This is a genomic window from Sulfitobacter sp. 15WGC (genome assembly GCF_005068605.1).
Taxonomy (GTDB): domain Bacteria; phylum Pseudomonadota; class Alphaproteobacteria; order Rhodobacterales; family Rhodobacteraceae; genus Sulfitobacter; species Sulfitobacter faviae.
Genome location: NZ_SZNL01000022.1, coordinates 19222 through 45554, shown reverse-complemented (window position 1 = coordinate 45554; position 26333 = coordinate 19222). Strand labels below are relative to the sequence as shown.

19 protein-coding genes, 1 tRNA gene and 1 pseudogene are annotated in these 26333 nt (G+C 64.9%); 6 read left to right on the top strand and 15 right to left on the bottom strand.

The annotated features are described in order from the left end of the window. Nucleotides 1-287 precede the first annotated feature (287 nt). The 4 genes from FCK22_RS15720 to FCK22_RS15705 all read right to left on the bottom strand — a co-directional run bounded on the left by FCK22_RS15720 (nt 288) and on the right by FCK22_RS15705 (nt 3386). Nucleotides 288-362, bottom strand: a tRNA-Gln gene (locus tag FCK22_RS15720). 62 nt (nt 363-424) lie between these two features. After that, nucleotides 425-1768, bottom strand: coding sequence for a mechanosensitive ion channel family protein (locus FCK22_RS15715; RefSeq protein WP_067262993.1), 1344 nt, complete (start codon nt 1766-1768; stop codon nt 425-427). A gap of 69 nt (nt 1769-1837) precedes the next feature. Then, a complete protein-coding gene (locus tag FCK22_RS15710) occupies nt 1838-2830 on the bottom strand; it encodes an NADPH:quinone reductase (RefSeq protein WP_067262990.1) in 993 nt (330 codons plus the stop codon). A gap of 76 nt (nt 2831-2906) precedes the next feature. Further along, nucleotides 2907-3386, bottom strand: coding sequence for an SH3 domain-containing protein (locus tag FCK22_RS15705; protein WP_067263001.1), 480 nt, complete (start codon nt 3384-3386; stop codon nt 2907-2909). Between the two features lie 185 nt (nt 3387-3571). On the opposite strand from FCK22_RS15705, the gene FCK22_RS15700 reads away from it, so the two are divergent. From FCK22_RS15700 to FCK22_RS15685, 4 genes and pseudogenes are all read left to right on the top strand, one after another. Further along, nucleotides 3572-4558: a D-glycerate dehydrogenase gene (locus FCK22_RS15700; RefSeq protein ID WP_067262987.1), complete on the top strand. Its 987-nt coding sequence runs from the start codon at nt 3572-3574 to the stop codon at nt 4556-4558. Nucleotides 4559-4658: 100 nt separating this feature from the next. After that, complete coding sequence (locus FCK22_RS15695) at nt 4659-6062, top strand: FAD-linked oxidase C-terminal domain-containing protein (protein ID WP_067262984.1); 1404 nt, start codon at nt 4659-4661, stop codon at nt 6060-6062. 289 nt (nt 6063-6351) lie between these two features. After that, a pseudogene (locus tag FCK22_RS15690) lies at nt 6352-8843 on the top strand (FAD-dependent oxidoreductase). Next, nucleotides 8840-9586, top strand: coding sequence for a hypothetical protein (locus tag FCK22_RS15685; RefSeq protein ID WP_067264089.1), 747 nt, complete (start codon nt 8840-8842; stop codon nt 9584-9586). Before FCK22_RS15690 ends, FCK22_RS15685 begins: the two are co-directional and overlap by 4 nt. Before the next feature lie 188 nt (nt 9587-9774). On the opposite strand, the gene FCK22_RS15680 is transcribed toward FCK22_RS15685, so the two are convergent. From FCK22_RS15680 to xdhA, 10 genes are all read right to left on the bottom strand, one after another. Next, nucleotides 9775-10563: a GH25 family lysozyme gene (locus FCK22_RS15680; protein ID WP_136720551.1), complete on the bottom strand. Its 789-nt coding sequence runs from the start codon at nt 10561-10563 to the stop codon at nt 9775-9777. After that, entirely contained in the window at nt 10560-11213 is a 654-nt protein-coding gene (locus FCK22_RS15675) for a DUF938 domain-containing protein (protein ID WP_067263584.1), read from the bottom strand. The genes FCK22_RS15680 and FCK22_RS15675 overlap by 4 nt, the downstream gene beginning before the upstream one ends. Continuing rightward, nucleotides 11210-12148, bottom strand: a complete 939-nt coding sequence (locus FCK22_RS15670) for an aldo/keto reductase (protein WP_067263586.1) — start codon at nt 12146-12148, stop codon at nt 11210-11212. The genes FCK22_RS15675 and FCK22_RS15670 overlap by 4 nt, the downstream gene beginning before the upstream one ends. A gap of 160 nt (nt 12149-12308) precedes the next feature. Then, nucleotides 12309-13382, bottom strand: coding sequence for a BMP family ABC transporter substrate-binding protein (locus FCK22_RS15665; RefSeq protein WP_067263602.1), 1074 nt, complete (start codon nt 13380-13382; stop codon nt 12309-12311). A gap of 71 nt (nt 13383-13453) precedes the next feature. Beyond that, nucleotides 13454-14374 carry an ABC transporter permease gene (locus FCK22_RS15660; protein ID WP_136720550.1) on the bottom strand — a complete coding sequence of 307 codons (921 nt, stop codon included), beginning with the start codon at nt 14372-14374 and terminating at the stop codon, nt 13454-13456. Next, nucleotides 14374-15456 (bottom strand): ABC transporter permease, encoded by a 1083-nt coding sequence (locus FCK22_RS15655; protein WP_067263611.1) that lies wholly within the window; start codon nt 15454-15456, stop codon nt 14374-14376. Before FCK22_RS15655 ends, FCK22_RS15660 begins: the two co-directional genes overlap by 1 nt. Nucleotides 15457-15498: 42 nt before the next feature. Continuing rightward, nucleotides 15499-17016, bottom strand: a complete 1518-nt coding sequence (locus tag FCK22_RS15650) for an ABC transporter ATP-binding protein (protein WP_067263613.1) — start codon at nt 17014-17016, stop codon at nt 15499-15501. Next, nucleotides 17013-17768 carry a xanthine dehydrogenase accessory protein XdhC gene (xdhC, locus tag FCK22_RS15645; RefSeq protein WP_136720549.1) on the bottom strand — a complete coding sequence of 252 codons (756 nt, stop codon included), beginning with the start codon at nt 17766-17768 and terminating at the stop codon, nt 17013-17015. The genes FCK22_RS15650 and xdhC overlap by 4 nt, the downstream gene beginning before the upstream one ends. Beyond that, nucleotides 17765-20179, bottom strand: coding sequence for a xanthine dehydrogenase molybdopterin binding subunit (xdhB, locus tag FCK22_RS15640; RefSeq protein WP_067260866.1), 2415 nt, complete (start codon nt 20177-20179; stop codon nt 17765-17767). Before xdhB ends, xdhC begins: the two co-directional genes overlap by 4 nt. Then, entirely contained in the window at nt 20176-21567 is a 1392-nt protein-coding gene (gene xdhA, locus FCK22_RS15635; protein ID WP_067260861.1) for a xanthine dehydrogenase small subunit, read from the bottom strand. Before xdhA ends, xdhB begins: the two co-directional genes overlap by 4 nt. Nucleotides 21568-21767: 200 nt before the next feature. On the opposite strand from xdhA, the gene dnaE reads away from it, so the two are divergent. Further along, the gene (dnaE, locus tag FCK22_RS15630) at nt 21768-25304 is read left to right on the top strand and encodes a DNA polymerase III subunit alpha (protein WP_067260859.1); all 3537 of its coding nucleotides are present in this window, start codon (nt 21768-21770) and stop codon (nt 25302-25304) included. Between the two features lie 95 nt (nt 25305-25399). Beyond that, the gene (locus FCK22_RS15625) at nt 25400-25966 is read left to right on the top strand and encodes a hypothetical protein (protein WP_067260855.1); all 567 of its coding nucleotides are present in this window, start codon (nt 25400-25402) and stop codon (nt 25964-25966) included. 20 nt (nt 25967-25986) lie between these two features. On the opposite strand, the gene FCK22_RS15620 is transcribed toward FCK22_RS15625, so the two are convergent. Then, on the bottom strand, nt 25987-26181 hold the full coding sequence (locus FCK22_RS15620; RefSeq protein ID WP_082851915.1) for a SlyX family protein: 195 nt from the start codon (nt 26179-26181) through the stop codon (nt 25987-25989). Nucleotides 26182-26333 lie beyond the last annotated feature (152 nt).

The following is a 26333-nucleotide window of genomic DNA, read 5'->3' as shown; positions in this document are numbered from 1 at the left end:
TCATAACCGGCGCTGCATCAACCCGGATCATCTGACTATCGGTGACCGGAGAGATAACCTGTACGATGAGTTTGATCGGCGCGCTAACGGTGTTGACTGGGGAGCCTTCTAGCCCGTGGCTATGCAGTCTACCTCGACTTAAAACCCACTAACCCGCCTCTCCCGTCAACTGGGAGGGGCACACCCGCAGCACCCGCTATAGGTGTGTCAACGGTGGGGCACTAAACTGGGGCACTCCGAGACCTACGGGTGGTCGGGGTGTCTTATCTACCTGACGGGGAGAGTGATGGCTGGGATGGTAGGATTCGAACCTACGGTACACTGTACCAAAAACAGTTGCCTTACCACTTGGCTACATCCCAACACAGGGCGCTAACTAAAGTTCTCTGGCCCGGGGTGCAAGACCCGTTTTAAAGAAATTAGCCTATTCTTCGGCTGCATCAACAGAGAGCAGGTCTTTGCTGGGCAATTCGGCACGTTCCTGCGCGACGATGCGGGTCAATTCCCGCTCGGTTTGGGGCTCGACGGGCTGAACAGCGGCGGGATTCGTGGGTGCGGCTGCCGTTTGGGGCGAATCGATGGGTCCGTCCGAAGGCGATTCGCCATGAGAGATCAATTGATAGGCCGGTGGCCCGGCGGTGAGGCCCGCCGCATCGAAAGCCGAAAGGGTCAGGCGAATCGCTTCGCTGCGGGCGGCGAGCAGATCGGTGCTTTCTTGATTGATCCAACCGGCGAATTGCATGTTGATCCAGTGATCGGCGACCTCGTCTACCCAAGCGGCGGCTTCGGGGCTGGATAGGACAAAGGGTAGGTCGTTCAGCACCTCCAGCGCCAAATCACGGGCGCGGGCCAGATCGGCGTCGCTGGCGACCGAGAGGGTAAAGGTGAACCGCCGCTCGGCGTTGCGTGAATAGTTGGTGATCCGGCTTTTAAAAACGGTGGCATTGGGGATGCGCAGGTGATTGCCGTCAAAGGTCAGCAGGATCGTGGCACGGCTCGTCAGGCGGATCACCTTGCCGGTGTCGCCGTCGATCTCGACCGTGTCGTTGGGACGAAAGGGCTGGCGGATCGACAGCATAATAGAGGCGATGAAATTCTCGACCGTGTCGCGCACCGCGAAACCGATGGCGAGGCCGACAATCCCCGCCGCGCCAAGGATGCCCGAGAGCAGCGCCGTGGCGCCGAGGATATCCAGCGCCACCACCAATGCCGCGATGACAAAGGCCAGCCGGATGATTTGGCGGTAAATGTCAGCGATAAAGGCATTAGGCGCGAGCCGATCCCACGGGTTGCGCAGCCGCGCCAGCGCCAGCCCCGCGACGATGATCAGGCCAAAGACCCCAAGCGCCACCAGGGCCAGCGGCAGGAAGGCCACGGCCTGCGCCATCCGGTCCCGGAAACGCTCTACGGCGGGGTTGAGCCGCTCGGCCACATCGGTGCTTTCGCGCACCTCGTTGCGGATCGCCACCACCCCTTCGACACGGCCCGCCAAATCGTTCAGCCGCGCGGCGCTGGCGGTGTCGAGCGTGGTGCCGGTCAACGTGACGATGCCGGAGGCGACAGAGACGCGGACCTTCTCGAACCCCTCAAGCTCGCGCAGGATGGCGCGGATGCGTTTGGCGATGGCGGCGTCCGCCGTGGCATCGCCTTCGAGGGCGATGGTGCCTTCGGGTTGGTCGCTCGTTTGCGCAAAGGTCGGGGTGAGGGGCAGCGCGCAGCTCAGCAGCAGGCAGAGAAACAGGCGGGGCAGGGCGGCGGTGAGGCGCATGGGGGAACTCCGTCAGCGGGATGGGCCACCGCCCCGGGCGACGGGGCGGCAGCTTGGCCAATTAGCGCGTTACCCCTGACAATCGAGCAGCACCGCCCCGCTGCGCTGTCCGGCCTCGACCAACTCATGGGCGCGGGCGGCCTCAGAAAGCGGCAGGACCGTGTCGACGGGGCAGCGCAGGGCGCCGTCCTCCAGCGCGTGGTGCAACCGGTTGATTGCCTGTTCGCGCGGGCCTGCGGGCAGCAGATAGATCAGGATGATGTCGATCGTGACCGCTTTGAACAGCAGCGGATAGAAGGGCAGCACCGGCGACATCTCCGCCGCCGAGCCATAGGCGGCGATGCGGCCATTGGGGGCGATGACCTCGGTGTCGGTGGTGATGTTCAGGCCGAACTCCGTCTCGACGATGGTGTCGACCGGCTTGCCGCCATTGGCATCGAGCACGGCGGCGGCGAGATCGGGGTCGGCGTAGTTGAACACGGCATCGGCACCTGCGTCGCGCAGCAGATCGTTGTCGCGGGGGCTACAGGTGGCGATCACCTTGGCCCCGCCCCATTTCGCCAGTTGCACGGCAAGATACCCCACCGTGCCTGCGCCGCCTTGGATCAGCACCGTTTCCCCGGCCACCCCGCCGCCGCCAAAGACGGCGTGGCAGGCGGTCAGCCCCGGAATGCCAAGCTGCGCGCCGACCTCGGACGAGACGCCATCGGGCAGGGGCACGGCTTGATGGGCGGGCAGGGTGATCTGCTCAGCCGCCGTGCCAAAGCCGCGTTGCCACTGGCCGTTCCAGATCCAGACCTTCTGGCCCACCCGGCCCGCATCGACGCCCGCGCCCACGGCGACGATCTCTCCCGCGCCGTCGCTATGGGGGATGACCTGCGGGAAGGGCGGTTTGCTGACGCCGGGGCGGGTGCCTGCGCGGGCCTTCACGTCCGATGGGTTCACGCCCGAATGGCTGAGCGCGACGCAGACCTCTCCGGCTTGCGGGGCGGGGCTGTCGACCTTCGACAGGCGCAGCACGTCGGCGGCGGCTCCGAATTGGTCATAGGTGATGGCTTGCATGGCGCTCTCTCCGGCTTGAGTTTTGCGGGCAGAGTGGCGCATGCGCCGGGATCATGCAATTGCGGCGAGGGGTGCGCTACTCGCGCAGTTCCTTGGGGCCAACACCCCAGAGCCGCACCTTGGGCGCCCAGCCTGTAAAACCGCCCGAGCGCAGCTCACACCATTCCAGCGTGCATTCGCCCAGACGGGCCACGACGCCCAGCTCGAGCCGCGCCACCACGGCGGCTTTGGGGTCGGGATTGATGCGCAGTTGCAGCATGTCCTGTTCGACCAGCACCGTGCGGGTGCCCGACAAAAGCGAGTAGTGGACCCAGCCGCCCATACCGTCGCGGTCTTCGACCCGGCGCCAATGGCCATGTTCGGCGGTGATCCTCAGCGGCAGGTCGCGGCGTTTGTAAACCCAGTCGATCCGGTGTGACAGGGACGGGCCGCGGCGCACATTGCCTTCGGAGGCTTTCATCGAAACGAAACGGGGCAGGGGCAGGTTCGTGACCTGACCACGCGCCTCTTCTGCAAGGCCGGAGGTCGGCTGTGCCAAAAGCAGCGCGCCCACCATCAGGGCGCTGCGAAAGAAAGCGGTTATCATTGAATTGCCTGCTATGCGGTTCACTGCTGTGGGTCGGTGCTGTGCAAATCTGCGGGTTATTGTTGCTCTTTTTCCGGCGCGAGTTCTTGTGCCTCGTCGCTGCATGAGACACCATGCCCGCGAAACGAGGCGACGCCAAGACCGGGAGAGCAGGCATGTCAAAGAAGCGGTTGAGTGTTGTAGTGACGCGACGGTTGCCAGAGGCCGTGGAAACACGGCTGTCAGAGCTGTTTGACGTGACCCTGCGCGAAGATGATAGGCCGATGACCCGCGAGGAATTGGGCGCGGCGATGCGTCAGGCCGATGTGCTGGTGCCCACCATCACCGATGAGATCGACGCGCCGCTGATCACCCAAGCGGGCGAGCGGCTCAAGCTGATCGCCAACTACGGGGCAGGGGTCGATCACATTGATGTGGCCACCGCGCGCCAGCGCGGCGTGCTGGTGTCGAACACCCCCGGCGTGCTGACCGACGATACCGCCGATATGACCATGGCGCTGATCCTTGCCGTGACCCGCCGCATGCCCGAGGGCATGGCGGTGATGCAATCGGGCAATTGGGACGGCTGGGCGCCCACGGCACTCTTGGGGGGCCGCGTTGGCGGGCGCCGTCTGGGCATTCTGGGCATGGGCCGGATCGGTCAGGCCGTGGCGCGCCGGGCGCGGGCCTTTGGCATGCAGGTGCATTACCACAACCGCAAACGCCTGCGCGAAGAGATCGAGGGCGAGCTAGAGGCCACCTATTGGGAAAGCCTTGATCAGATGGTCAGCCGGATGGACGTGATCAGCATCAACTGCCCCCATACCCCCAGCACCTTCCATCTGATGAACGCCCGCCGTTTGGGTCTGATGAAGCCCGACGCGGTGATCGTGAACACCTCCCGCGGGGAGGTGATCGACGAGAACGCGCTGACGCGGATGCTGCGCTCGGGCGATATCAAGGGCGCGGGGTTGGACGTCTATGAACATGGTCGCGAGATCAATCCGCGCCTGCGCGAGCTAAAGAACGTCGTGCTGCTGCCGCATATGGGCTCTGCCACGCTGGAAGGGCGGATCGAGATGGGCGAGAAAGTCCTGATCAACATCAAGACCTTCGATGACGGCCACCGCCCGCCGGATCAGGTTGTGCCCTCCATGCTCTGACCCACGGACGGCTGCGGCAACGCGGGCCTTTCGTGTGATTAATTTACAAAGATACCGCCGCAAGATTTTGCGGCGTGAGGATACTATTGGGAGATAAGACGTGACCAAGATCGCAGATTTGCCGCGAAATGAGGTGGGGATCGCCGCCGCGCTGGACGAGTTGCAACAAGCCTTCGGGGACAATCTGCTGACCGGCCAAGCCATTCGCGAACAGCACGGCCACACCACCACATGGATCGACACGCAGGCGCCTGATGCGGTCGTCATGGCGCGCTCGACCGAAGAGGTGGCGCAGGCGGTGCGTATCTGCGCCGCCCATCGGGTGCCGGTGATCCCCTTCGGCACGGGCACCTCTCTCGAAGGGCATGTGAACGCCCCCGCGGGCGGGATTTGCATCGATGTCATGCAGATGGACCGCGTGCTTGAGGTCAACGCGGGCGATCTGGATTGCCGGGTACAGCCCGGCGTGACCCGCGAGGCGCTCAACACCCATCTGCGCGATCAGGGGCTGTTCTTTCCGATCGATCCCGGCGCCAATGCGTCGCTCGGGGGGATGACCGCGACGCGGGCCAGCGGCACCAATGCGGTGCGCTATGGCACGATGAAGGACAACGTCCTGAGCCTTGAGGTGGTACTGGCCGATGGCCGAGTGATCCGCACCGGCGGGCGGGCGCGGAAATCTTCGGCGGGCTATGATTTGACGCGGCTTTTTGTGGGCTCTGAAGGGACGCTTGGGATCATCACCGAGATCACCCTGCGCCTGCAAGGCATCCCCGAGGCGATGTCCTCGGCCCGCTGTTCCTTCCCGACGGTACAGGCGGCCTGCGAGACCGTGATGGCGGTCATCCAATACGGCCTGCCCGTGGCGCGGATTGAGCTTTTGGACGCCGATGTAGTCAAGGCCGTGAACACCTATTCCAAGCTGACCCTGCCCGAAACGCCGCTTTTGCTGCTGGAATTCCACGGCTCCGAGGCGGGCGTGGTGGAACAGGCCGAGACCTTTGGCATGCTCTCAGAAGAGTTCGGCGGCAGCGGCTATGCCGCGACGACGACCCCCGAAGAGCGCAGCAAGCTATGGCAGGCCCGCCATGACGGCTATTGGGCGGTGCTGGCGCTGAGACCGGGCTGCAAGGCGGTGGCCACGGATGTCTGCGTGCCGATCTCGCGCCTCGCCGATGCCGTGGTGGCGGCCCAAGCGCGGGCGGAAGAGTTGCAGTTGATCGCCCCCATCGTGGGCCACGCGGGGGACGGGAATTTCCATGCGTCCTTGTTGATCGACATGGACGACCCCGAAGAAGTCGCGCGCGGCGAGGCATTCGTCAGCAGGTTGGCGGAACTGGCGATTTCGATGGATGGGACCTGCACCGGCGAACATGGGATCGGGCAGGGCAAGCGGCCCTATCTGCGCAAGGAATTGGGGGCCGCGGTGGATGTGATGGCGACCCTAAAGGCGGCGCTGGACCCGCAGAATATTTTGAACCCGGGGAAGATTTTGCCGGGGTGAGTTGGGTGTTTTGCCCTGATGTTGTGCGGCGGGGTGGGTCGTGCAGGGTATTTGGGAAAGGATGAAGATGGGGGCGGTGTGGTCTGCCTTGATGTTGTGCGGTGGGAGAGGTTGTGCAGGGTATTTGGGAAAGGATGAAGGTGGGGGGGGGGCGCGCGCGCTGGGGCTGAGGTGGCGCTTTGGGGGAGCGGGTAAGGTCGGTTTTTGGCGATGTTGGGTCGGCTGCTGCCTGCGGGGCGTGGTGCTGCTGCGTACAACGGGAGTGGGCCTAGCGCAGGGGGATTGGCAGATGAAAACGCAAGTCAAAGCATTGGTTGTCGGGGGCGGCGCGGTTGGCACGTCGATCGCCTATCATCTGGCGAAGGCCGGTTGGGATGATGTGATGCTCTTGGAGCGGGACGAGTTGACCTCTGGCTCGACATGGCATGCGGCGGGGCTTTTGCCCTTGTTCAACATGTCTTATGCGACGACCCATATTCATCAGTATTCGGTCGAGTTTTATAAGACGCTGGAGGCGGAGACGGGGTTGAACGCAGGCTTTGCCGTGGTGGGCAATCTGCGCATGGCCCAGACGGAGGCGCGGATGGATGAGTATATGCTCTATGCTTCCACCGCCGAGACCTGTGGTGTGCCCTATCAATGGCTTACCCCCGATGAGATCAAGGCGAAGTGGCCGCTGATCGAGACATCGGACTTAAAGGGGGCGCTTTATCACCAGACCGATGGCTATATTAACCCCGCCGATGTGACCATGGCGATGGCCAAGGGGGCGCGGCAGCGTGGTGTGGCGATCGAGCGCAAGTGGCAGGCGGATGGGTTCCATTGGAATGGGACGCATTGGGAAGTGACCTGCACCAAGATGGTCGAGAAGGGCGGCAACCTTGTGCCGTCGGAGGAGCAGATCGTCATCACGGCGGAACATGTGGTGACTGCGAGCGGCAACCATGCACAGCGCACGGCGCGGATGCTGGGCATCAAGATGCCAGCGATTCCCGTGGAACATCAGTTCATCGTCATGGACCGCGATCCGGTCTTGGTCGATTACCGGGCGGCGGGCAACGGGGAGCATCCGGTGATCCGCGATGCCGATGCGCAGAGCTATGTGCGCGAAGAGCGTGGTGGCTGGATCCTTGGGGTTTATGAGAAGGGCGCGCGGCGCGGTTTGAATATGGGGTGCCGGACAGTTTCCGGGCCGATCTGTTTCAGCTCGATCTTGAGCGGATCGAAGAGCAATATATGGCGATGAACCACCGCATCCCCTCGGCCGAGGATTGCGGGCTGAAGGATGATTTCAACGGACCGATTTGCTATACGCCCGATGGCAACCCCTTGGTGGGGCCAGCGCCGGGACTGCGCAATATGTGGCTGGCGGAAGGGTTTTCCTTCGGGATCACCGCGGCGGGCGGCACCGGCTATTATCTGGCGCAGATGATGGTGGAGGGCGAGGCCGAGATCGATATGGCGAGCCTCGATCCCAAACGCTACGGCGATTGGATGACCACGGAATATGCCGCGCGCAAGAACGAGGAAGCCTACGACCACGTTTATATCTTGCACCATCCTGATGAGGAGCGGCCCGCGTGCCGTCCGCTGCGCACCTCGCCCGCCTATGACCGGCAGGCGGCGCGGGGGGCGCAATTCGGGCAGGTGAATGGCTGGGAGCGGCCGAATTATTTTGCGCCGGAGGGGTTTAGCGATCATGACAGCCGCTCGTTCCGGCGCGGGGGCTGGTGGCAATATGCCGTAGAGGAAGCGCGGGCGATCCGTGAGGGGGTCGGGCTGATCGATGCCACGGCCTTTACCAAACATCTGGTCCGCGGCCCGGGGGCAACGGCGTTTCTGGATTGGTTCACCTGCAACAAGCTGCCTTCGGTGGGGCGTATCAACCTGACCTATGCCTTGACCGGGGCGGGAACGACGCGGACGGAATATACCATCGTGCGTTTGGCGCAGGACGAATATTACCTCGTCTCGGCGGGGGCATGGACGGCCTATGACAGCGATTACCTGCGCAAGGCGATTGCCGATAAAATGCCTGAGGTCGGCTATATTGAGTGCCATGACGTGACCACGCAGTGGGGTGTCTTCGCGATTGCCGGGCCGAAGTCGCGGGATGTGTTGGGTGCCTTGGTGCGGGATGCGGCGCCGGAGACGGTGTTGGGCAACAAGCGGTTCCCATGGCTAACCATGCGCGACATCGAGTTGGGCATGGTGCCGGTCCGCGCGATCCGGGTGGCCTATACCGGGGAGCTTGGCTGGGAATTGCATCATCCGATTGAGATGCAGAACCATCTGTTCGACCAGTTGGAGAAGGCCGGCAAGCCGCATGGGATGAAGCTGGTCGGCGCGCGGGCGCAGAACTGGCTGAGGCAGGAGAAGAGCTATCGCGCCTTTGGGCATGAGCTGGGCCGGGATGCGACGCCTTTGGAAGCGGATTTGCCGCGCTTCGTGGACCTGAACAAAGAGTTTCACGGGAAGCAGGCGATGGTCGATCACGGGATCCGCGCGAAATGCGTGACCGTGCTGATCGACGGGCCGGAGGATGCCGATCCTTGGGGCCGTGAGGTGCTTTACAATGGTGAGACCCGGACCGGGCGTCTGACCTCGGGGGGCTATTCCGTGGCCTTCGGCAAGAGCATCGGCATGGGCTATGTCAAACCCGAGGATGCGGTGGTAGGCACGAGGCTGAAGGTAAAGATGCTTGATCAACTGTGGGAGGCCGAGGTGGTCGAAGACAGCCCCTATGATCCGAAGAACCAGCGCATCCGGGCGGACGGTTGATCCGGCGGGGGCTGCTTGCACTTTTCTGCGTATTGGCGCTGACGGCGGCGCTGCTGCGCGACAATCCCGTGGTCGGCGCGGCGCAGGGCTATGCCGCGGATGTGGCGACCACGGCGGCGGCCTCTTATGTCACGCTGCGCACGTTGAATGCTTTTCTTTCGACCGCGCAGGAGATCGAGGTGGGGCTGTCCTTCATCGCCTCCAGCTCGGCGCGGCCACTGAAGGTGTTGGAGCCGATTGACGACACGGTGGAGCGGATCGCGGGGCTGGTTTTCGGTGTCATGGTAGCCACGGGGGTGATCGCTGTGGCGCTTGGGCCGGTCAGTGCGATTGGGTTGGGGCTGTTGTCCGTGGCGCTGGCGGTTTGGGCTTTGAGCAAGCGCGGTCATGCCGGGCTGCCCCGGCGGTTGGCATGGTATGGCGGGTTTCTGGGGTTGGCGCTTCCGCTTGCCTTGGTGGTGTCTGAGCCGCTGGCGGGACAGCTTACCGAAGGGGTCTATCTGCGGAACATGGAGGTGATCGAGGAGATCACCGCGCATGTCGGCGGCAGCGAGGCTTTGGGTGAGGAAGAACCGGGTTTGACGGAGTATCGGCAGCTTGCCAGCAACCTTTGGAGCCGCGCGGATGAGTTGATCGGCGCGCTTTTGGCGGTGCTGGGGGTGCATGTGTTTCGGATATTCTTGTTGCCGTTTTTGTTGGTGGGCGGACTGTTCGTTGTGGCGCGGTATTATGCGCGGGGGTGAAGGCTGGCGTGGCGTCTGGGGTGGGCGTTGTGCAGAGGTATTTGCGAAAGGATGAAGCGGGCGGGGTGGCGTTTTTGTTGGAGGGGTTTGGTTTGGGGGGGTAACCGATCGCGTCGCCTTTGCGGCGGGGTGGCGCAGAGGTATTTGAGAAAGGATGAAGGAGGGGGAGGGGTGCCCTCCCGTTGGTTTTAGCGCAGGGCGCGGGTGGCGAGCCAGTTTTGCCAGTCGGCGCGGCTGCCTGAGAAGGCGTTGAGGTCCACGTCGCCGTCGATGCCGGGGACGATGCCCGTGGCGCTGTATTGCCAGAAGCGCCATGTTTGGCCGGGGTAGGTTTCGGCTGGGGTTTTGGCGGTGGTGCGCAGCCAGAAGTCGTACCCCCGGAAGCGGCTAAGGTTGTTCTCACGGTAGAATTTGGGTGTGGTGTAGATGATGGGGCGTTGGCCGTAATGGGCCTCGACCACGCGCAGCCAGCGGCGCATTTGATCGCGGACGTCGGCGGCGGGCGGGCGGACATGGGCGCAGGTGGGGGAGAAGGGGTTCCATTCCATATCGAGCACTGGAGGCAGCATGCCGCCTGTCTTGGGCACGTTGCGGATGAACCAGCGGGCCTGATCCTCGGGCGGGGTGCAGAAATAGTAGAAATGATAGGCGCCGCGTTTCACGGCGGCGTGGCCCGCGCCTTGCCAGTGGCTGTCGAAGTTAATGTCTTTGAGGTCGCCGCCTTCGGTGGCTTTGATGAAGGCGAAGTTCACGCCCGCGCGTCGGGCGGTGTTCCAGTCGATATCGTTTTGGAAACGGGCCACGTCGATGCCGTGCACGGGGTAGGCGGCGGGGGTGCGGCCTTTGAAACTCACCGGATCGCTGTCGCCGAAGGCAGCGGGGAAGAGCACGCCGGGCGGGGCCGGGGGCGGGCTGCCGGGGGAGCCGCAGGCGGCGAGGGCGAGGAGCGACAGGATCAAGGCGCGGCGGAGGATCATGGGCTGGGCTTTCTGGCGATGAAGGCGAGGTTGTTGGCGGGCATGTCCACTTCGTCGATCGGGCTGAGGGCTGCATCGCTGAGCCAGCGGGCCATCTCGGTATTGTCTTTATAGCCGATCGCGGGGTCGGCGGCGCGCAGTTGTGCGTCAAAGCGGGTATCGCCGGGGGAGGTGGTTTGGCCGTCGCGTTTGAACGGGCCGTAGAGGATCAGCGTGCCGCCGGGGGCGAGGGCTGCGGCGGCCTCTTCGATCAGGCACCGGGTGGCGGAGGTCGAGATCAGATGCAGCAGATTGGCCAGCATGATCAGGTCGAAGGGGCCATGTTCGCCCGCCCAGCCGGGCGCGGTCGCGTCGAGCGGCAGGGCGGGGGCGATATTGCGCAAAGCGGCCTCGGCTGCATAGGCGTTGATGCTGGCGCGGCGGGCGGTGTCGATGTCGCTGGGTTGCCATCTAAGGCCCGGCAGGCGTTTGGCGAAGCCCACGACATGCTGGCCGGTCCCGCTGGCGATTTCCAGCGCACGGCCCCGGGGCGGGGCGTGGGTGGCCAGCAGGTCGCAAAGCGCGTCGAGATTGCGCGCGGCGGCGGGGGCGAAGAGGCGGTCGCCGCCTGCCTCTTCGGCGACGCTGGCGTTGGGGGGCAGGCGGCTCATGCCTGCTCTTCCAGCCGGTCGGTGGCCGGGGGCGGTGTGGGCGACAGGGCCGAGATGGCGGCGTAGGTCTGCGGCGTTATTAGGTAGGTCAGCGCGGCGAGCGACGGCTCTAGTTGGGCCAAGGAGCGGGCCGAGATGATCGGCGTCGGCTTCGTCGGATGGGCCGCCGCCCAGGCCACGGCGAGGGTTGCGGGAGGGGTGCCGAGATCCCGCGCGAGGGCGGCAAGACCGGCAGCGGCGCCGTGCATCCTCTCTTGCCCGTAGCGGGCGGCATAGCGGTCATCCTCGCTCAGGCGGCCAGTGCCGCCCTTGGCGTATTTTCCGGTCAACAGCCCGCCACCCAGTGGGGAGTAGGGGGCGACCATTATGTCGAGGTCATGCGCCATCGGCAGGATCTCGACCTCGGCCTGACGTTTGACGAGGTTGTACATCGGTTGGATCACCGCGATCTCAAGCCCGAAGTCGGCGGCGATATGGGCGGCTTTGACGACCTGCCATGCGGCGAAGTTCGACAGGCCCACTTGGCGGATATGGCCCTGTTGTTGCAGGTCGGCCAGCGCGGCGAAGCTTTCGGTCAGCGGGGTGTCGGGATCGAAGCGGTGGAGGTAGAGCACATCAAGCGTATCAAGCTGCATCCGCTGGCGGGATGTCTCGGCAGAGGCGAGGATATTGGCCCGGCCCGCGCCGCCGGTATAGGCGGCTTTGGTGGCGATGATCAGGCTTTCGCGGCGGTCTTGGACGAACTGGCCCAACAGCCGCTCTGACGCCCCGTCGGTATAGACATGGGCCGTGTCGAAATGGGTGATCCCGGCCTCGATACAGGCGTCGAACATGGCGCGGGAGGCTGCCGCATCGGCGCGCCCGCCGAACTGCATGGTGCCGAAGGCGAGGCGGCTGGCGGGGGTGCCATCAAGGCTGGTGAGCATCTGTGTCATGCAAGATTGGTGGCATGTGCGCTGCTCGCGCGCAATGGGTTTACGCAGGGGCAGGCGGCGGGGCGCTCGGGGACTGCGCGCATGAGCCCCGTTCGGGGCGGCGACGAAAAAGGGGCGCGCGGTTGCCCGTGCGCCCCTGTCGTCGGTGAGCCGGTTCGGTTTACTCAGGAATGGTGCCTTCGATGCCTTCGACATAGAAGTTCATGCCCGCCAGCGTACCGTCATCTGCGGTCTCGCCTTCGGCCAGCCATGCGGAGCCGTCCTGTTTGTTGATCGGACCGGTGAAGGGGTGGTATTCGCCCGATGCGATCTTGTCTTTCAGTTCCAGCGCTTCGGCTTTCACCTCCGCGGGCACGGCGTCGGAGATTTCACCAATGCCGACCATGCCCGGCCCGATGCCGTCCCATGTGTCTTGGCTTTCCCATGTGCCGTCCATCACCGCTTTAACGCGGTCGATGTAATAGGGCGCCCAGTTGTCGATGATCGAAGACACGCGCGGCTTGGGGGCATATTGCGCCATGTCGGAGGCTTGGCCAAAGGTGATCACGTTGCCCGCTTCTTGGGCAGCCGCTTGGGGTGCTGTGGAATCGGTGTGTTGCAGCACCACGTCGGCGCCCTGTTCGATCAGAACCTTGGCGGCGTCGGCTTCTTTGGCTGGGTCAAACCACGTGTAGGCCCAGACGATTTTGAACTGAACGTCGGGGTTTACCTTCTTGGCGTGGATATAGGCAGAGTTGATGCCGCGGATCACTTCCGGGATCGGGAAGGAGCCGATGTAGCCGATGATGTTGCTCTCGGTCATGGAACCCGCGATGTGGCCCTGAATGGCGCGGCCTTCGTAGAAACGCGCGGAATAGGTCGAGACGTTGTCGGCGCGTTTGTAGCCGGTGGCGTGCTCGAATTTCACATCGGGGAATTTCTTGGCGACATTGATGGTGGGGTCCATGTAGCCAAAGGAGGTGGTGAAGATCAGGTCGGCACCATCGAGCGCCATCTGCGTCATCACACGTTCGGAATCGGGGCCCTCGGCCACGCTTTCGACGAAGACGGTTTCGACCTTGTCGCCGAACTCTTCTTCGACGGCCAAACGGCCTTCGTTATGCTCATAGGTCCAGCCGCCGTCGCCCACGGGGCCGACAAAGACAAAGCCGACCTTGGTCTTGTCTTGGGCCACAGCGCCCGAAGCAAGGCCGAGCGCAAGGGCCGCGCTGGTCATAAGGGTGGTTAGTTTCATGAGGTTTCCCCTGTTTGCGTGCCCCTTTGCCGGGGCTTGATGTGCGGGCGATGCCGCGTGACGTTATGCCCCTAGTTCGAGGCGTGGAAGGTACGGCCCAGCGAGGCCGGCGCGGCGCTTTTGTCCGCCGACAGCACCACCAAAACGATGATGGTGATGATATACGGCGACATTGCCAGATACTCTACCGGAATGGCAACGCCCGCGCCTTGCAAGTTCAACTGCAACTGGGTGATGCCGCCGAAAATATAGGCACCCAAAAGCGCGCGCCATGGCTTCCAGGAGGCGAAGACGACAAGGGCAAGGGCGATCCAGCCGATGCCAGCGGTCATGCCTTCGGTCCATTGCGGCACGCGAATGAGGCTGATGTAAGCCCCGCCCAAACCCGCGCAAGCGCCGCCAAAAAGGATTGCCGCAGTGCGGATGCGCTTGACCTTGTAGCCGAGCGCATGGGCCGCGTCGTGGCTTTCGCCAACCGCGCGCAGGATCAGGCCCGCGCGGGTGAATTTCAGCACCGCCCAGACCCCGGCAACCAGCGCGATGCCGAGGTAGAGGATGATGTCATGGGTGAAGAGGATCGGCCCGATCACGGGGATATCGGCCAGCGGGCCGAAGTCGATGTCACCCAGACGCGGCGGCTTGATCCCGACGTAGCTCTGCCCGATCAGGGCCGAGAGGCCGAGGCCGAAGAGCGTGAGCGACAGGCCCGAGGCGACCTGATTGGCCAGCGCCACTTGGGTCAGGAAGGCGAAGAGCAGGCTGAGCACGGCACCGCCCACGGCGGCGGCGGCGAAGCCCAAAAGCGGCGATCCGGTCTCGACCGCCGTGGCAAAGCCGCAGATCGCGCCGGTGATCATCATGCCTTCGACGCCAAGGTTCAGCACGCCGGATTTCTCGACCACCAATTCGCCGATGGCGGCGAAGATCAGCGGTGTCGCGGCCACGAGGAAACCTGCGACGAACAAGAGCGGGTTGATTGCGGAAAGATCCATCAGGCAGCCTCCGCCGCGCCAAAGCGCAGCCGGTAATGAGTGAAAACGTCCAGCGCGAGCAGGAAGAACAGGAGCATGCCTTGGAAGACCTGAATGGCGGCGGCGGGCAGGCCGAGGTTGGACTGCGCGATATCCCCGCCGATGTAGGTCAGCGCCATCAGCGCCCCGGCAAGCAGGATGCCAATCGGGTGCAACCGGCCAAGGAAGGCCACGATGATCGCGGTGAAGCCATAGCCCACGTTAAAGTCGATGGTGACCTGACCCGAGGGGCCAGCGACCTCGAACATGCCCGCAAGACCAGCGAGCAAGCCAGAGGTGCCGAGGCAAAACAGCACCAGCCGCGCCGGGTTCACGCCGGAGAAGCGCGCCGCGCGGGGGGCCTCCCCGGTGACGCGGATGGCAAAGCCCAGACGGTGCCGTGCGAGCAGGACATAGGCAAAGATCACCGCGATCAGCGCTGCGACCACGCCCCAGTGCATGCCAGAGCCTGCGAAGAGTTCGGCGTTATGGGCAGAAGCGTATTGTTGCAGGTTGCGCGAGCCGGGAAAGCCGTAGCCTTCGGGATTTTTCAGCAATCCCAATGACATGGAGGCAAGGAATTGTTCCGCCACATAGACCAGCATCAGCGAGACGAGGATTTCATTGGTGCCGAAACGCACCTTGAGTAGGGCCGGGATCATCGCCCAGAGCCATCCGCCGAGCGCCCCGGCGATGACCATCAGCGGGAAGATATACCACGCCTCAAGCGGGTAGAATGCCAGCCCCACGCCCGCGCCAAAGAGGGCGCCCATGATATACTGCCCCTCGGCCCCGATGTTCCAAATGCCCGCCTTGAACCCAAGGCTGAGGCCAATGGCGATCAGCACCAAGGGCGCGCCTTTGATCAGCAGTTGCGGGCGGTAATAAAAAGCGTAATCGCCAAACAGGGGCTGCCAAAAGATCGTTTGCAGCGCCTCGATCGGGTCTTTGCCCAAGGCCGCGAACAAAAGCCCGCCGAAGATGAAAGTGGCCAGCACCGCCATGATCGGTGTCGACAGCGAGAGGGCCCGACTGGGCTGCGGACGCTTTTCAAGGCGGATCACAGATCACCCCCAATGGTCAGAGTGAAAGATGCGAGGTTCGGCTTAGACATGCGCGACCTCCATACCATGTGCGCCGCCCATCATAAGGCCGATCTCTTCGACGGTCAGCCCCTGCGCGGGGCGAGAGGGCGACAGGCGGCCTTCGTTCAGGGCGGCAAAATTGTCGGAAATCTCCATCAACTCATCAAGGTCTTGGCTGATGACGATCACCGCGGTCCCGCCCGAGGCGAGATCGAGCAGTGCCTGCCGGATCGCGGCGGCGGCAGAGGCATCGACCCCCCATGTGGGCTGGTTCACGACCAGCAGCTCGGGCCGTTGCAGCACCTCGCGCCCGATGACGAACTTTTGCAGGTTGCCGCCTGAAAGCGAGCGCGCCGCGTTGGCCGGGCCGGGGGTGCGCACGTCGAAGGTCTTGATGATCTTCTCGGCAAAGCTGCGCGCCTTGCCCCAGTCGAGCATGCCGCCCCGCTCCAGCCCCTCACGGGCGGCCCCGGTCAGCATGGCGTTTTCCGTCAGCGACATATCCGGCACGGCGGCGTGGCCCAGCCGCTCCTCGGGGGCGGTCAAGACGCCAAGCGCGCGGCGGGCGGTGGGGCCGAGCAGGCCAATGTCGCGCCCGTCAAAGGTGATCATGCCCGCGCCGACCAGTGTTTCGCCCGAGAGCGCGTTGAGCAATTCGTCCTGCCCGTTGCCCGCGACGCCGCCGATGCCCAGCACCTCGCCGCGCCGCACCTCGACAGAAATATCGCGCAGCGGCATGCCGAAAGCATGGGCCGACCGGGCCGAGAGGTTGTTCAGCGTCAGCGCCACTTCGCCCGGTTCCTTGCTGTCGCGGGTCGGCGTTTTCAGCGCAGAGCCCACCATCATCTCGGCCATGTCGCGGGCCGATGTCTCCCGCGGGGTGCAATGGCCGACGACCTTGCCCAAGCGCAGGATCGTGGCGCTGTCGCACAGGCTGCGGATTTCTTCGAGCTTGTGCGAGATATAGAGGATCGCGGTGCCTTCGGCGCTAAGCTTGCGCAGGGTTTTGAAAAGGATTTCAACCTCTTGTGGCGTCAGGACCGAGGTCGGCTCGTCCATGATCAACAGCTTCGGCTCTTGCAGCAGGCAGCGGATGATCTCAACCCGCTGACGCTCCCCCGCTGAGAGGTCACCGACGGTGCGGTCCGGCGCAAGCGGCAGGCCGTAGGTATCCGACACATCGCGAATCTGTTGGCTGAGCGCGCGCATCCGCGGGGGGTTTTCCATGCCGAGCGCGATGTTTTCCGCCACGCTGAGCGCGTCGAAAAGCGAGAAATGTTGAAACACCATGCCCACGCCCGCCTGCCGTGCGGCGTGCGGGTCGGTGGGGGCAAAGCTCTCGCCCCGCATTAGCATCTGGCCCGCGTCTGGTTTGACCAGCCCGTAGATCATTTTAACCAAAGTGGATTTGCCCGCGCCGTTCTCGCCCAGCAGGGCGTGAACCTCGCCCGGAGCGATCCGCAGGGAAACGTCATCGTTCGCGACGACGCCGGGGTAGGCCTTGGTCAACCCGGTGAGGTCGAGAAGTGAATCAGTCATGCGGAAACCTTTGTCTGGGTCCGGGCGATGAGGGCGATCAGCGCGCCATGGGCAATTTGCGCAGGCAGCTTGCCCAGCGATTTATCGCCAATTGGACAGGTGATGCCAGAGGGATCCAACCCCATGTCACGCAAGCGGCGGGAAAACCGTGACTTTTTTGTGTCAGAGCCGATTAACCCGACGCTCGCAGCCCCGCGTTTGAGCAAGGCGGCACAGAGCGCGAGGTCGATGTCATGGGAATAGGTGAAGATCAGGTGATGCGCGTCGCGCGGCGCATGGGCGGCCAGCCGGGGCATGTCGGCGGCGGGGGTGACGGTGACATGGGGCGGGATTTGGTCGGGGAAACGGTCGCGGGCGCTGTCGATCCATGTGATCTCAAAGGCCCGGGGCGGGCAGGCGGCCACCACAGCCCGGCCCACATGCCCCGCGCCCCAGAGCCAGAGCGGCGCGTCGCCTTGTACATCCGGCAGGGGCTGGGGGGTGGCCGCGTCCAGCGGGCGCGGCGTGGTGGTGTAGCGCAGGCTGACCGCGCCGCCGCAGCACTGGCCCAGACCGGGGCCGAGCGGCAGGGTCTGGCTGTCTTCGCACCGGCCCTCGGCCAGCATCTGGCGGGCGTGGGCGATGGCCTGATGTTCCAGCGCCCCGCCGCCGATGGTGCCGTCGATACTGTCGGCCGTGACTTTCATCGCCGTGCCCGCATCCCGCGGGGCCGAGCCGCGCGTGGCGGTGACCTCGACGAAGATCGCGGTCATTTCCGCGCCCGTCCAACGGCGGCGAGCACGGCCTCGGCGGTGGCCGGGGCTTGCAGGTCGCCATAATGCGGGCCGCAGGCCGCAACCGCATCCGACAGCGCCATGAAGGCCGAGATGCCCAGCATGAAGGGCGGCTCGCCCACGGCCTTGGAGCGGTAGACGGTCTGCGCCGGGTTCGGCTGGTCCCAAAGCGCCACGTTGAAGACCGGCGGGCGGTCCGAACAGGCGGGGATCTTGTAGGTCGAGGGCGCATGGGTGCGCAGGGTGCCGGTCTCGTCCCAGACGAGTTCCTCGGTCGTCAGCCAGCCCGCGCCCTGCACATAGCCGCCTTCGATCTGGCCTATGTCGAGCGCCGGGTTCAGCGAGGCGCCGGCGTCATGCAGGATGTCGGTGCGCAGGATCCGGTTCTCGCCGGTCAGCGTGTCGATCACCACCTCGGTGCAGGCCGCGCCATAGGCGAAATAGTAGAACGGCCGCCCGCGTCCGGCGATCCGGTCCCATTCGATCTCGGGCGTCTTGTAGTAGCCGGTGGCGGAAAGGCTCACGCGGTTCTCATAGGCCGAGGCGGCGGCGGCGGCGAAGGTGATTTCCTCCCCGCCGATGCGCACCATGCCGTCGGCGAATACCACCTGATCGGGGGTGGTCTGGTAGCGTTCGGCCAGATGCGCGGCCATGCGGTCGCGGATGGTGTCGCAGGCGTTCTGCGCCGCCATGCCGTTGAGGTCCGAGCCGGAGGAGGCCGCGGTGGCCGAGGTATTGGGCACTTTCGCGGTATCCGTGGCGGTGATTTTGACCATTTCGGGCGAGACGCCAAAGCGCGAGGCCGCGACCTGCGCGACCTTCTGGAACAGCCCTTGCCCCATCTCGGTGCCGCCGTGGTTCAGGTGGATTGAGCCGTCTTGATAGACATGCACCAGCGCGCCCGCCTGATTGAGGTGGGTGAGCGTGAAGGAGATGCCGAATTTCACCGGCGTGATCGCGATGCCGCGCTTCATCAGCTGGCTTTTCGCGTTCCACTCGGCGATGGCGGCGCGGCGCGCCTCGTAATCGCAGCTCTCGACCAGCCGGTCGGTCACGGCGTTGATAATGCAATCGGTCACCGGCTGCTGGTAGGGCGTGGTCTGCACGTCCGAGGGGGTGGCCGGGATCGACGGTTGCGCGCCGGGCGCAGGGGGCGCGCCGCGTGATGACAGATCGGCCTCGGCATCCGGCGGGGTGCGGTTGTCGATTGCGGTGCCGGTGTTCTCCACCTCGGTCGGACGATGGGCGTTGTCGCTGTAGTAATTCGCCCGGCGCACGGCGAGCGGATCGAGGCCCAGCTCATGCGCGATATGGTCCATCACCCGTTCGATGCCGACGATCCCCTGCGGCCCGCCGAAGCCGCGGAAGGCGGTGGCGCTGGCGGTATTGGTCCGCAAACGGTGCGAGGTGATGCGGATATCGCGCAGATGATAGGCGTTGTCGGCATGCAGCATGGCGCGGTCGGCCACGGGCAGCGAAAGGTCCATCGACCAGCCGCAGCGGGTGTAATGGGTCACGTCCAGCGCGGTGATGCGGCCCGTCTCGTCGAAGCCCACGTCATAGCTGATGCGGAAGTCGTGCCGCTTGCCGGTGACAATCATGTCGTCGTCGCGGTCATAGCGCATCTTGCAGGGCTTGCCGGTCAGCGATGCGGCCACGGAACAGGCGATGGCGAGCGCGTTGCCCTGGCTTTCCTTGCCGCCGAAACCGCCGCCCATGCGCCGGGTCTCGACCCGCACGGCATGCATGGGGCGACCGATGGCATGGGCCACTTTATGCTGAATCTCGGTCGGGTGCTGGGTCGAGGAATGCACCAGCATGTCGCCGTTGTCCTGCGGCAGCGCCATGGCGGCCTGACCCTCGAGGTAGAAATGCTCCTGCCCGCCCATCTCGATCTGGCCCGAGAGGCGGCGGCTGGCCTTCGCCAGCGCGGCTTCGGCATCGCCCTTCTGGTAGATGCGGGGACCATCCTCGAAACGGCTGTTCGCTTCGAGCGCCTGTTCCACCGTCAGGATCGGGTCGCGCGGGGTGATCTGCGGCTTGCCCAGCTGGGCGGCGCGGCGCGCGGCGAGGTGGCTGGTGGCCACCACCAGATAGAGCGGCTGGCCCGCGTAGTGCACCTGATCGGTCGCCAGAAGCGGCTCGTCATGGTTCGAGGGCGAGGTGTCACAATCATGCGCGAGGTCATCGGCGGACAGCACCGCGACGACGCCGGGAGCCTCGCGCACCGCCTGAAGGTCCAGACCGGTCAGATCGCCCGCCGCGACGGGGCTGAGGCCAAAGGCCAGATGCAGCGTGCCGCGCGGGGTGGGGATGTCGTCGACATAGCGCGCGGCGCCGGTGACATGCAGCTTCGCGGCGTCATGGGGAAGGGGCTTTGCAACGCTCATGCCGAGACCTCCATCAGGTTGGTGGGGGTGCCATTGGCGTCGTGGAAATAGCGCAGCAGCATGTTCTGCGCGGCCTGCATCCGGTAGGCGGCCGAGGCGCGCATGTCCGACAGCGGGGTGAAGTCGTCGCGCATCGCCTCCATCGCCTTGCGGATGGTGTCTTCGCTCCACGGTTCGCCGACGAGCGCCGCTTCAGCCGCAGCGGCGCGTTTCGGGGTGGCGGCCATGCCGCCGAAGGCCACGCGGGCGGTGAGGATTTCAGAACCGTTGCCGGTGATCGAGATGCAGCCGCAGACCGCAGAGATGTCCTGATCGAAACGCTTCGACAGCTTGTAGCAGCGCAGCGTGTCGTGCTGGCGCGGCACGGTGATCGCCTCCACAAATTCGCCCGGCGCGCGGTCCTGCTTGCCGTAGTCGAGGAAGAAATCCTCGAGCGGTAGTTCGCGACGGTCGTCGCCGCGGCGCAGGTGCAGCGTGGCACCAAGCGCAATCAGCGCGGGCGGGCCGTCACCGATGGGCGAGCCATTGGCGATATTGCCGCCCAGAGTCGCCGCGTTGCGCACCTGCGTCGAGCCGTAGCGGCGCAGCATCACGCCCAAGCTGGGGAACAGCGGGGAGAGCTTCGCCTCGACCTCGGTCAGGGTCGTCATGGCGCCGATGCGCAGGCCGGTCTCGTCCTCGGTGATGCCGCGCAGATCGGCGCAGCGGTTGAGGAATGCCACGGCGCCCAGATCGCGGAAGCCCTTGGTGACCCAAAGGCCCACGTCGGTCGCTCCGGCGATCAGCGTCGCCTCGGGGTGGTCGAGGTACCACGCGGCCAGCTCATCGCTGCTCTCGGGCTGCACATGGGGCGCGCCCTCGGCCTTGGCGGGAGCGGGGATGTCCTGCTTGAGCTTCGATTTGAGGCCCAAGAGATGGTCTGGCACGGGCTTGTCCGCCGCGGCTTCGGCCGCGCGGATGATCGGCGCGTAGCCGGTGCAGCGGCAGAGGTTGCCGGCAAGCTGCAAGTCATGGTCGCGCAAGCCGTTGAGGTGCGCCGTGGCCATCGAGACGACGAAGCCCGGGGTGCAGAAACCACACTGGCTGCCGTGATGTTCGACCATGGTCTCCTGCACCGGGTGCAGGGTGCCGTCGGCGCCCGCCATGCCTTCGACCGTGGTGACCGCCTTGCCGTTGATCTGCGGCAGGAACAGGATACAGCCGTTCAGCGCGCGGTGCCCGCTCTCGTCGCTGATCATGACCGAACAGGCCCCGCAATCGCCCTCGTTACAGCCCTCTTTCGTCCCCGTCAGGCCACGCTCTTCGCGCAGCCAGTCAAGGAGGGTGGTGGTCGGGGACACGTTGGAGAGTGACACGACTTCTCCATTGAGAAGAAAAGTGATGTCCATTGGTTCTCATCCGCCGCGGTACAAAGTGGCCCTTAAACATGCGCGGGGTTCGATGCGGCGTAGAACCGGGCGCGGGCGAGGTAGAGGTCAGGCTAGCGGGGCGGGGGGCGTTTTGGCAAGAAAAAATACCTTGGGCGAAAAATGCAGCACTGCCGCATCCGGCGCTGGTGCCGGGCAGGCGGCTGGCATAGTTTGCGCCCATGTCAGATGCTCCCCGATTCATTCACCTGCGCAGCCATTCCGAGTACTCCCTGCTGGAAGGCGCGCTGCGGCTGAAAAAGCTGCCCGGCATGTGCCGTGACGCGGAAATGCCCGCGCTGGCGCTGACCGACACCAACAACATGTTCGCCGCGCTGGAATTCTCGGTCGCTATGGCGGGCGCAGGCGTGCAGCCGATCATCGGCTGTCAGGTCGACGTGGCCTATGTCGAGGTGCAGCCGGGCGAGAAACCGCGCCCGCCCGCGCCTGTGGTGCTGCTGGCGCAGAGTGAATTGGGCTACGAGAACCTGATGAAGCTCAATTCCTGCCTCTACCTCGACAAGGGCGGGGCGGCGGCGGAGGTCACGCTGGCGGAACTCGAGGCGCTGAGCGCCGATCTCATTTGCCTCACCGGCGGCCCTTCGGGGCCGGTGGGGATGCTTTTGCAGGGTGGCCAGCGCCCGGCGGCGGAAGCGCTGATGGGGCGGCTGCACAAGGCCTTCGGCGACCGGCTCTATGTCGAGCTGCAGCGCCACCCGGAAGACGGCGGCCAGCCCGAGGCCGAGCGCCTGACGGAGCGTGGCTTTGTCGAGATGGCCTATGCCATGGACATCCCGCTGGTGGCGACCAACGACGTCTATTTCCCTAAGCCCGACATGTACGAGGCCCATGACGCGCTGATCTGCATCGCCGAGGGCGCCTATGTCGACCAGAGCCAACCACGCCGCCGTCTGACCGCGCAGCATTACTTCAAGTCCCAAGCCGAGATGGCGACGCTCTTTGCCGATCTGCCCGAGGCGCTGAGCAACACCGTCGAGATCGCCAAGCGCTGCGCCTTCATGGCCTACCGCCGCGATCCGATCCTGCCCAAGTTCGCCGACGACGAGGTCGCCGAGCTGCGCCGCATGGCCAACGAGGGGCTTCAGGCGCGTCTGGCGGTGATCCCCCATGCGGTGAGCGTGGAGGAATACCAGAAGCGCCTCGATTTCGAACTGGGCATTATCGAAGGCATGGGGTTCCCGGGCTACTTCCTGATCGTTGCCGACTTCATCCAATGGGCCAAGGACAACGACATCCCGGTCGGGCCGGGGCGGGGCTCCGGGGCGGGCTCGCTGGTGGCCTATGCACTCACCATCACCGACCTCGACCCGCTGCGCTACTCGCTGCTCTTCGAGCGCTTCCTCAACCCCGAGCGGGTCTCCATGCCCGACTTCGACATCGACTTCTGCATGGACCGCCGCGAGGAGGTGATCCGCTACGTGCAGGAGAAATACGGCCGCGACAAAGTGGGGCAGATCATCACCTTCGGTGCGCTTTTGTCCAAGGCGGCGGTGCGCGACATCGGGCGCGTCTTGCAGATGCCCTATGGGCAGGTCGATCGCCTCTCGAAGATGATCCCGGTGGAGGGGGTGAAACCCGTCTCCATCGAGAAGGCGCTGGCGGATGAGCCGCGACTGCGCGAGGAGGCCAAGAACGAGGAGGTCGTCGACCGGCTGCTGACCTACGGCCAGCAGGTCGAGGGGCTTTTGCGCAACGCCTCTACCCACGCGGCGGGCGTGGTGATCGGGGACCGGCCGCTCGATCATCTGGTACCGCTCTACCAGGACCCGCGCTCGGACATGCCGGCGACGCAGTTCAACATGAAATGGGTCGAACAGGCCGGGCTGGTGAAGTTCGACTTTCTGGGTCTGAAGACCCTGACCGTGATCCAGAACGCGCTCGACCAGATCAAGGCGGGCGGGCGGCATCTGCATATCGCCGCGGACGGGCGCCAGATCTATGAGCCGCCTGAGGGCCATGTCGACGACGTGGCCACCATCCCGCTCGACGACAAGGCGACCTACGACCTTTATTCCAGCGCCAAGACTGTCGCGGTCTTTCAGGTGGAATCGAGCGGCATGATGGATGCCCTTAAGCGCATGAAGCCCACCTGCATCGAGGACATCGTCGCCCTCGTGGCGCTCTACCGTCCCGGCCCGATGGAGAACATCCCGGTCTATTGCGAGGTCAAGAACGGCAAGCGCGAGTTGGAATCGGTGCACCCCAGCATCGACTACATCCTCGAAGAGACCCAGGGCATCATCGTTTACCAGGAACAGGTGATGCAGATCGCGCAGGTCATGGCGGGCTATTCGCTCGGCGGCGCGGACCTATTGCGCCGCGCCATGGGTAAGAAGATCGCCGAGGAGATGGCCAAGGAACGCCCTAAGTTCGAAAAGGGCGCGATGGCCAATGGCGTCGACAAGAAGAAGGCGGCGGAGGTCTTCGACCTTCTGGAGAAATTTGCCAACTACGGCTTCAACAAGTCCCACGCCGCGGCCTATGCGGTGGTCAGCTACCAGACCGCATGGCTGAAGGCGAACCACCCCGTGGAGTTCATGGCCGGGGTGATGAACTGCGATATCCATCTCACCGACAAGCTGGCGATCTATTTCGAGGAGGTGCGCAAACATCTCGAACTGCCGTGGGTGCCGCCCTGCGTGAACCGCTCGGATGCGACCTTCAAGGTGGTCGACGGCGCGCTGGTCTATGCGCTGGGCGCGTTGAAGAACGTCGGGCTGGAGGCGATGCGGCTGGTAACCGAGGGGCGCAAGGTGGATGGCGTCGACAAGCCCTTCGCCACGCTCTTTGACCTCGCGCGGCGGGTGGACCTGAAACGAGTGGGCAAACGCCCCTTGGAGATGCTGGTGCGCTCGGGCGCCTTCGATCAGCTCGACAGCAACCGGCGGCGGGTGTTCCAATCGCTCGACGGGTTGGTAAGCTATTCGGCGGCGATTCACGAGCAGAAGGCCAGCAACCAGGTCTCGCTGTTTGGCGAGGCGGGGGACGACCTGCCCGAGCCGCGGATGCTGCCCTGCGACGACTGGCAGTCGGCGGAGCGTCTGGCCGAGGAGTTCAAGGCCGTGGGCTTCTACCTCTCGGGCCATCCGCTGGACGATTACATGCCGCCTCTGAAGCGCAAATGGGCGCGCGAGACCGGTCTGCCCTTCCTCACGCTCGACGAACTCAACGAAAAGGTCTCGACCCGCGGCGCGATGAACGCGCGGCTCGCGGGCGTGGTGGCGGGGCGGCAAGAGCGCAAGTCGGCGCGGGGCAACCGCTTTGCCTTTGCGCAACTCTCGGACCCCACGGGCGGCTACGAGGTGACGATCTTCTCCGACGTGCTCGAAGCCTCGCGCGATCATCTTGAGGTCGGCTCCAAGGTCGTCATCACTGTCGAGGCGACGATGGAAAGCGACCAGCTTAAGCTGCTGGCACGCGGCATCGGGCCGATCGACGCGGCGGTGGCGGATGCGAGCAGCATGGGGTTGCGCGTCTTCATCGACGGGCCGGGGGCCATTCAATCGGTGGCCGATGTGCTCGACGGCGCGCGTCAGGCAGTGAAGGCGGCGGGCAAAGGGCCGGTGCAGTTCTGCCTGATGGACCCAAGCCTGCCCGGTGAGGTCGAGGTCGATCTGGGGCGCGAATTCCCGGTGACACCGCAGATCAAGGGCGCGATCCGCTCGCTCGACGGGGTGATGGAGGTCGAGGAAATCTGACCTTCCCGCCGCCCCGGCCGCCGCGTCATTTACGCGTCCAGTGGACGGCGGCGGGTGGCTGCGCTACCTGCCTGCCAAGCAATGGGGAGCAGAGCATGAAACGACGCATCGGCCTTTTGATTATGGGGGCGTTGCTGTCTGCCTGCGCCATGGCCCCCACGGCGCCGAACCCGCAGGTCTCCGAGGTTTCATTCGGCACCGTCCTGCCGTTCGGTGAGGTGGCCCGTGTCTGCGATCTGGATCTGAGCGAATTGGGGCAACTGGTCGAGGAGCCCGCGGCGCGGGGCTATCGGTTGTTCGATTCGCAGCCCGGCAGCGCCGGGGCGCGCAGTTTCTACATCACCGGCTTTGCGGATGATTGCGCGCGTCAGTTGACGGCGGCCAATGTGCTGTTCGGCACACCTTCGGTCTATGAGCAACTACACTACGGCCCGGGGGGAGAGAACCTGCCCACCGCCGAGACCGACGCGGCCTATGAGGCGATCAAGGCCCGTCTCTGCGGTGCGGGGCGCGGGAAACCCTGCGGGCGGCAGATCGGCAAACTCGACAAGACCACCTTTTTCGTCAGCGCCTATGAGCGTTTGGGCCAGACCGCGCGCTGGTCCGAAGTGCTGGTGCACGACGGGGCCGTCGCCGCCGTGGCAATGAAATCAGCCAATTGACGGGTGCGCGGCGCTGCCGCTCAGTAATGCGGGGGGCGCTCATCGCCCAAAAGCACCGCGCCGCCGCCCGAAGCGTCCCGCTCTCCTTCGCGCTGCATCAGCATATGGACGCGGCGGTTCAGGGTGACGATCTCGGCCTCCTGACGGGTGACGATCTCTGACATATCGTCGACCGCGCGGGTCAGATGGGCGATCTGCTCTTCGAGGCGGCTGATATGCTCGGCTGTTTGGTCTGGGGTGTGATCAGGGCTTTGGTCAGTCATGGCGCGCATCCTTTTTGCGCGATCTAGCACGGACCGGCGGCGCGGGACAGGGGCGGGATGCCGCGTTGCTTGCTCTTGCGGGGGGCTTGGGCTAGACGCGAGGC

Bases quoted from the DNA above. Each gene is read 5' to 3' on its own strand.
- FCK22_RS15715 (WP_067262993.1), bottom strand. From the start codon at position 1,768: ATGCGCCTCACCGCCGCCCTGCCCCGCCTGTTTCTCTGCCTGCTGCTG.
- FCK22_RS15710 (WP_067262990.1), bottom strand. From the start codon at position 2,830: ATGCAAGCCATCACCTATGACCAATTCGGAGCCGCCGCCGACGTGCTG.
- FCK22_RS15705 (WP_067263001.1), bottom strand. From the start codon at position 3,386: ATGGTGGGCGCGCTGCTTTTGGCACAGCCGACCTCCGGCCTTGCAGAA.
- FCK22_RS15700 (WP_067262987.1), top strand. From the start codon at position 3,572: ATGTCAAAGAAGCGGTTGAGTGTTGTAGTGACGCGACGGTTGCCAGAG.
- FCK22_RS15680 (WP_136720551.1), bottom strand. From the start codon at position 10,563: ATGATCCTCCGCCGCGCCTTGATCCTGTCGCTCCTCGCCCTCGCCGCC.
- FCK22_RS15675 (WP_067263584.1), bottom strand. From the start codon at position 11,213: ATGAGCCGCCTGCCCCCCAACGCCAGCGTCGCCGAAGAGGCAGGCGGC.
- FCK22_RS15670 (WP_067263586.1), bottom strand. From the start codon at position 12,148: ATGACACAGATGCTCACCAGCCTTGATGGCACCCCCGCCAGCCGCCTC.
- FCK22_RS15665 (WP_067263602.1), bottom strand. From the start codon at position 13,382: ATGAAACTAACCACCCTTATGACCAGCGCGGCCCTTGCGCTCGGCCTT.
- FCK22_RS15660 (WP_136720550.1), bottom strand. From the start codon at position 14,374: ATGGATCTTTCCGCAATCAACCCGCTCTTGTTCGTCGCAGGTTTCCTC.
- FCK22_RS15650 (WP_067263613.1), bottom strand. From the start codon at position 17,016: ATGACTGATTCACTTCTCGACCTCACCGGGTTGACCAAGGCCTACCCC.
- xdhC (WP_136720549.1), bottom strand. From the start codon at position 17,768: ATGACCGCGATCTTCGTCGAGGTCACCGCCACGCGCGGCTCGGCCCCG.
- xdhB (WP_067260866.1), bottom strand. From the start codon at position 20,179: ATGAGCGTTGCAAAGCCCCTTCCCCATGACGCCGCGAAGCTGCATGTC.
- xdhA (WP_067260861.1), bottom strand. From the start codon at position 21,567: ATGGACATCACTTTTCTTCTCAATGGAGAAGTCGTGTCACTCTCCAAC.
- dnaE (WP_067260859.1), top strand. From the start codon at position 21,768: ATGTCAGATGCTCCCCGATTCATTCACCTGCGCAGCCATTCCGAGTAC.
- FCK22_RS15625 (WP_067260855.1), top strand. From the start codon at position 25,400: ATGAAACGACGCATCGGCCTTTTGATTATGGGGGCGTTGCTGTCTGCC.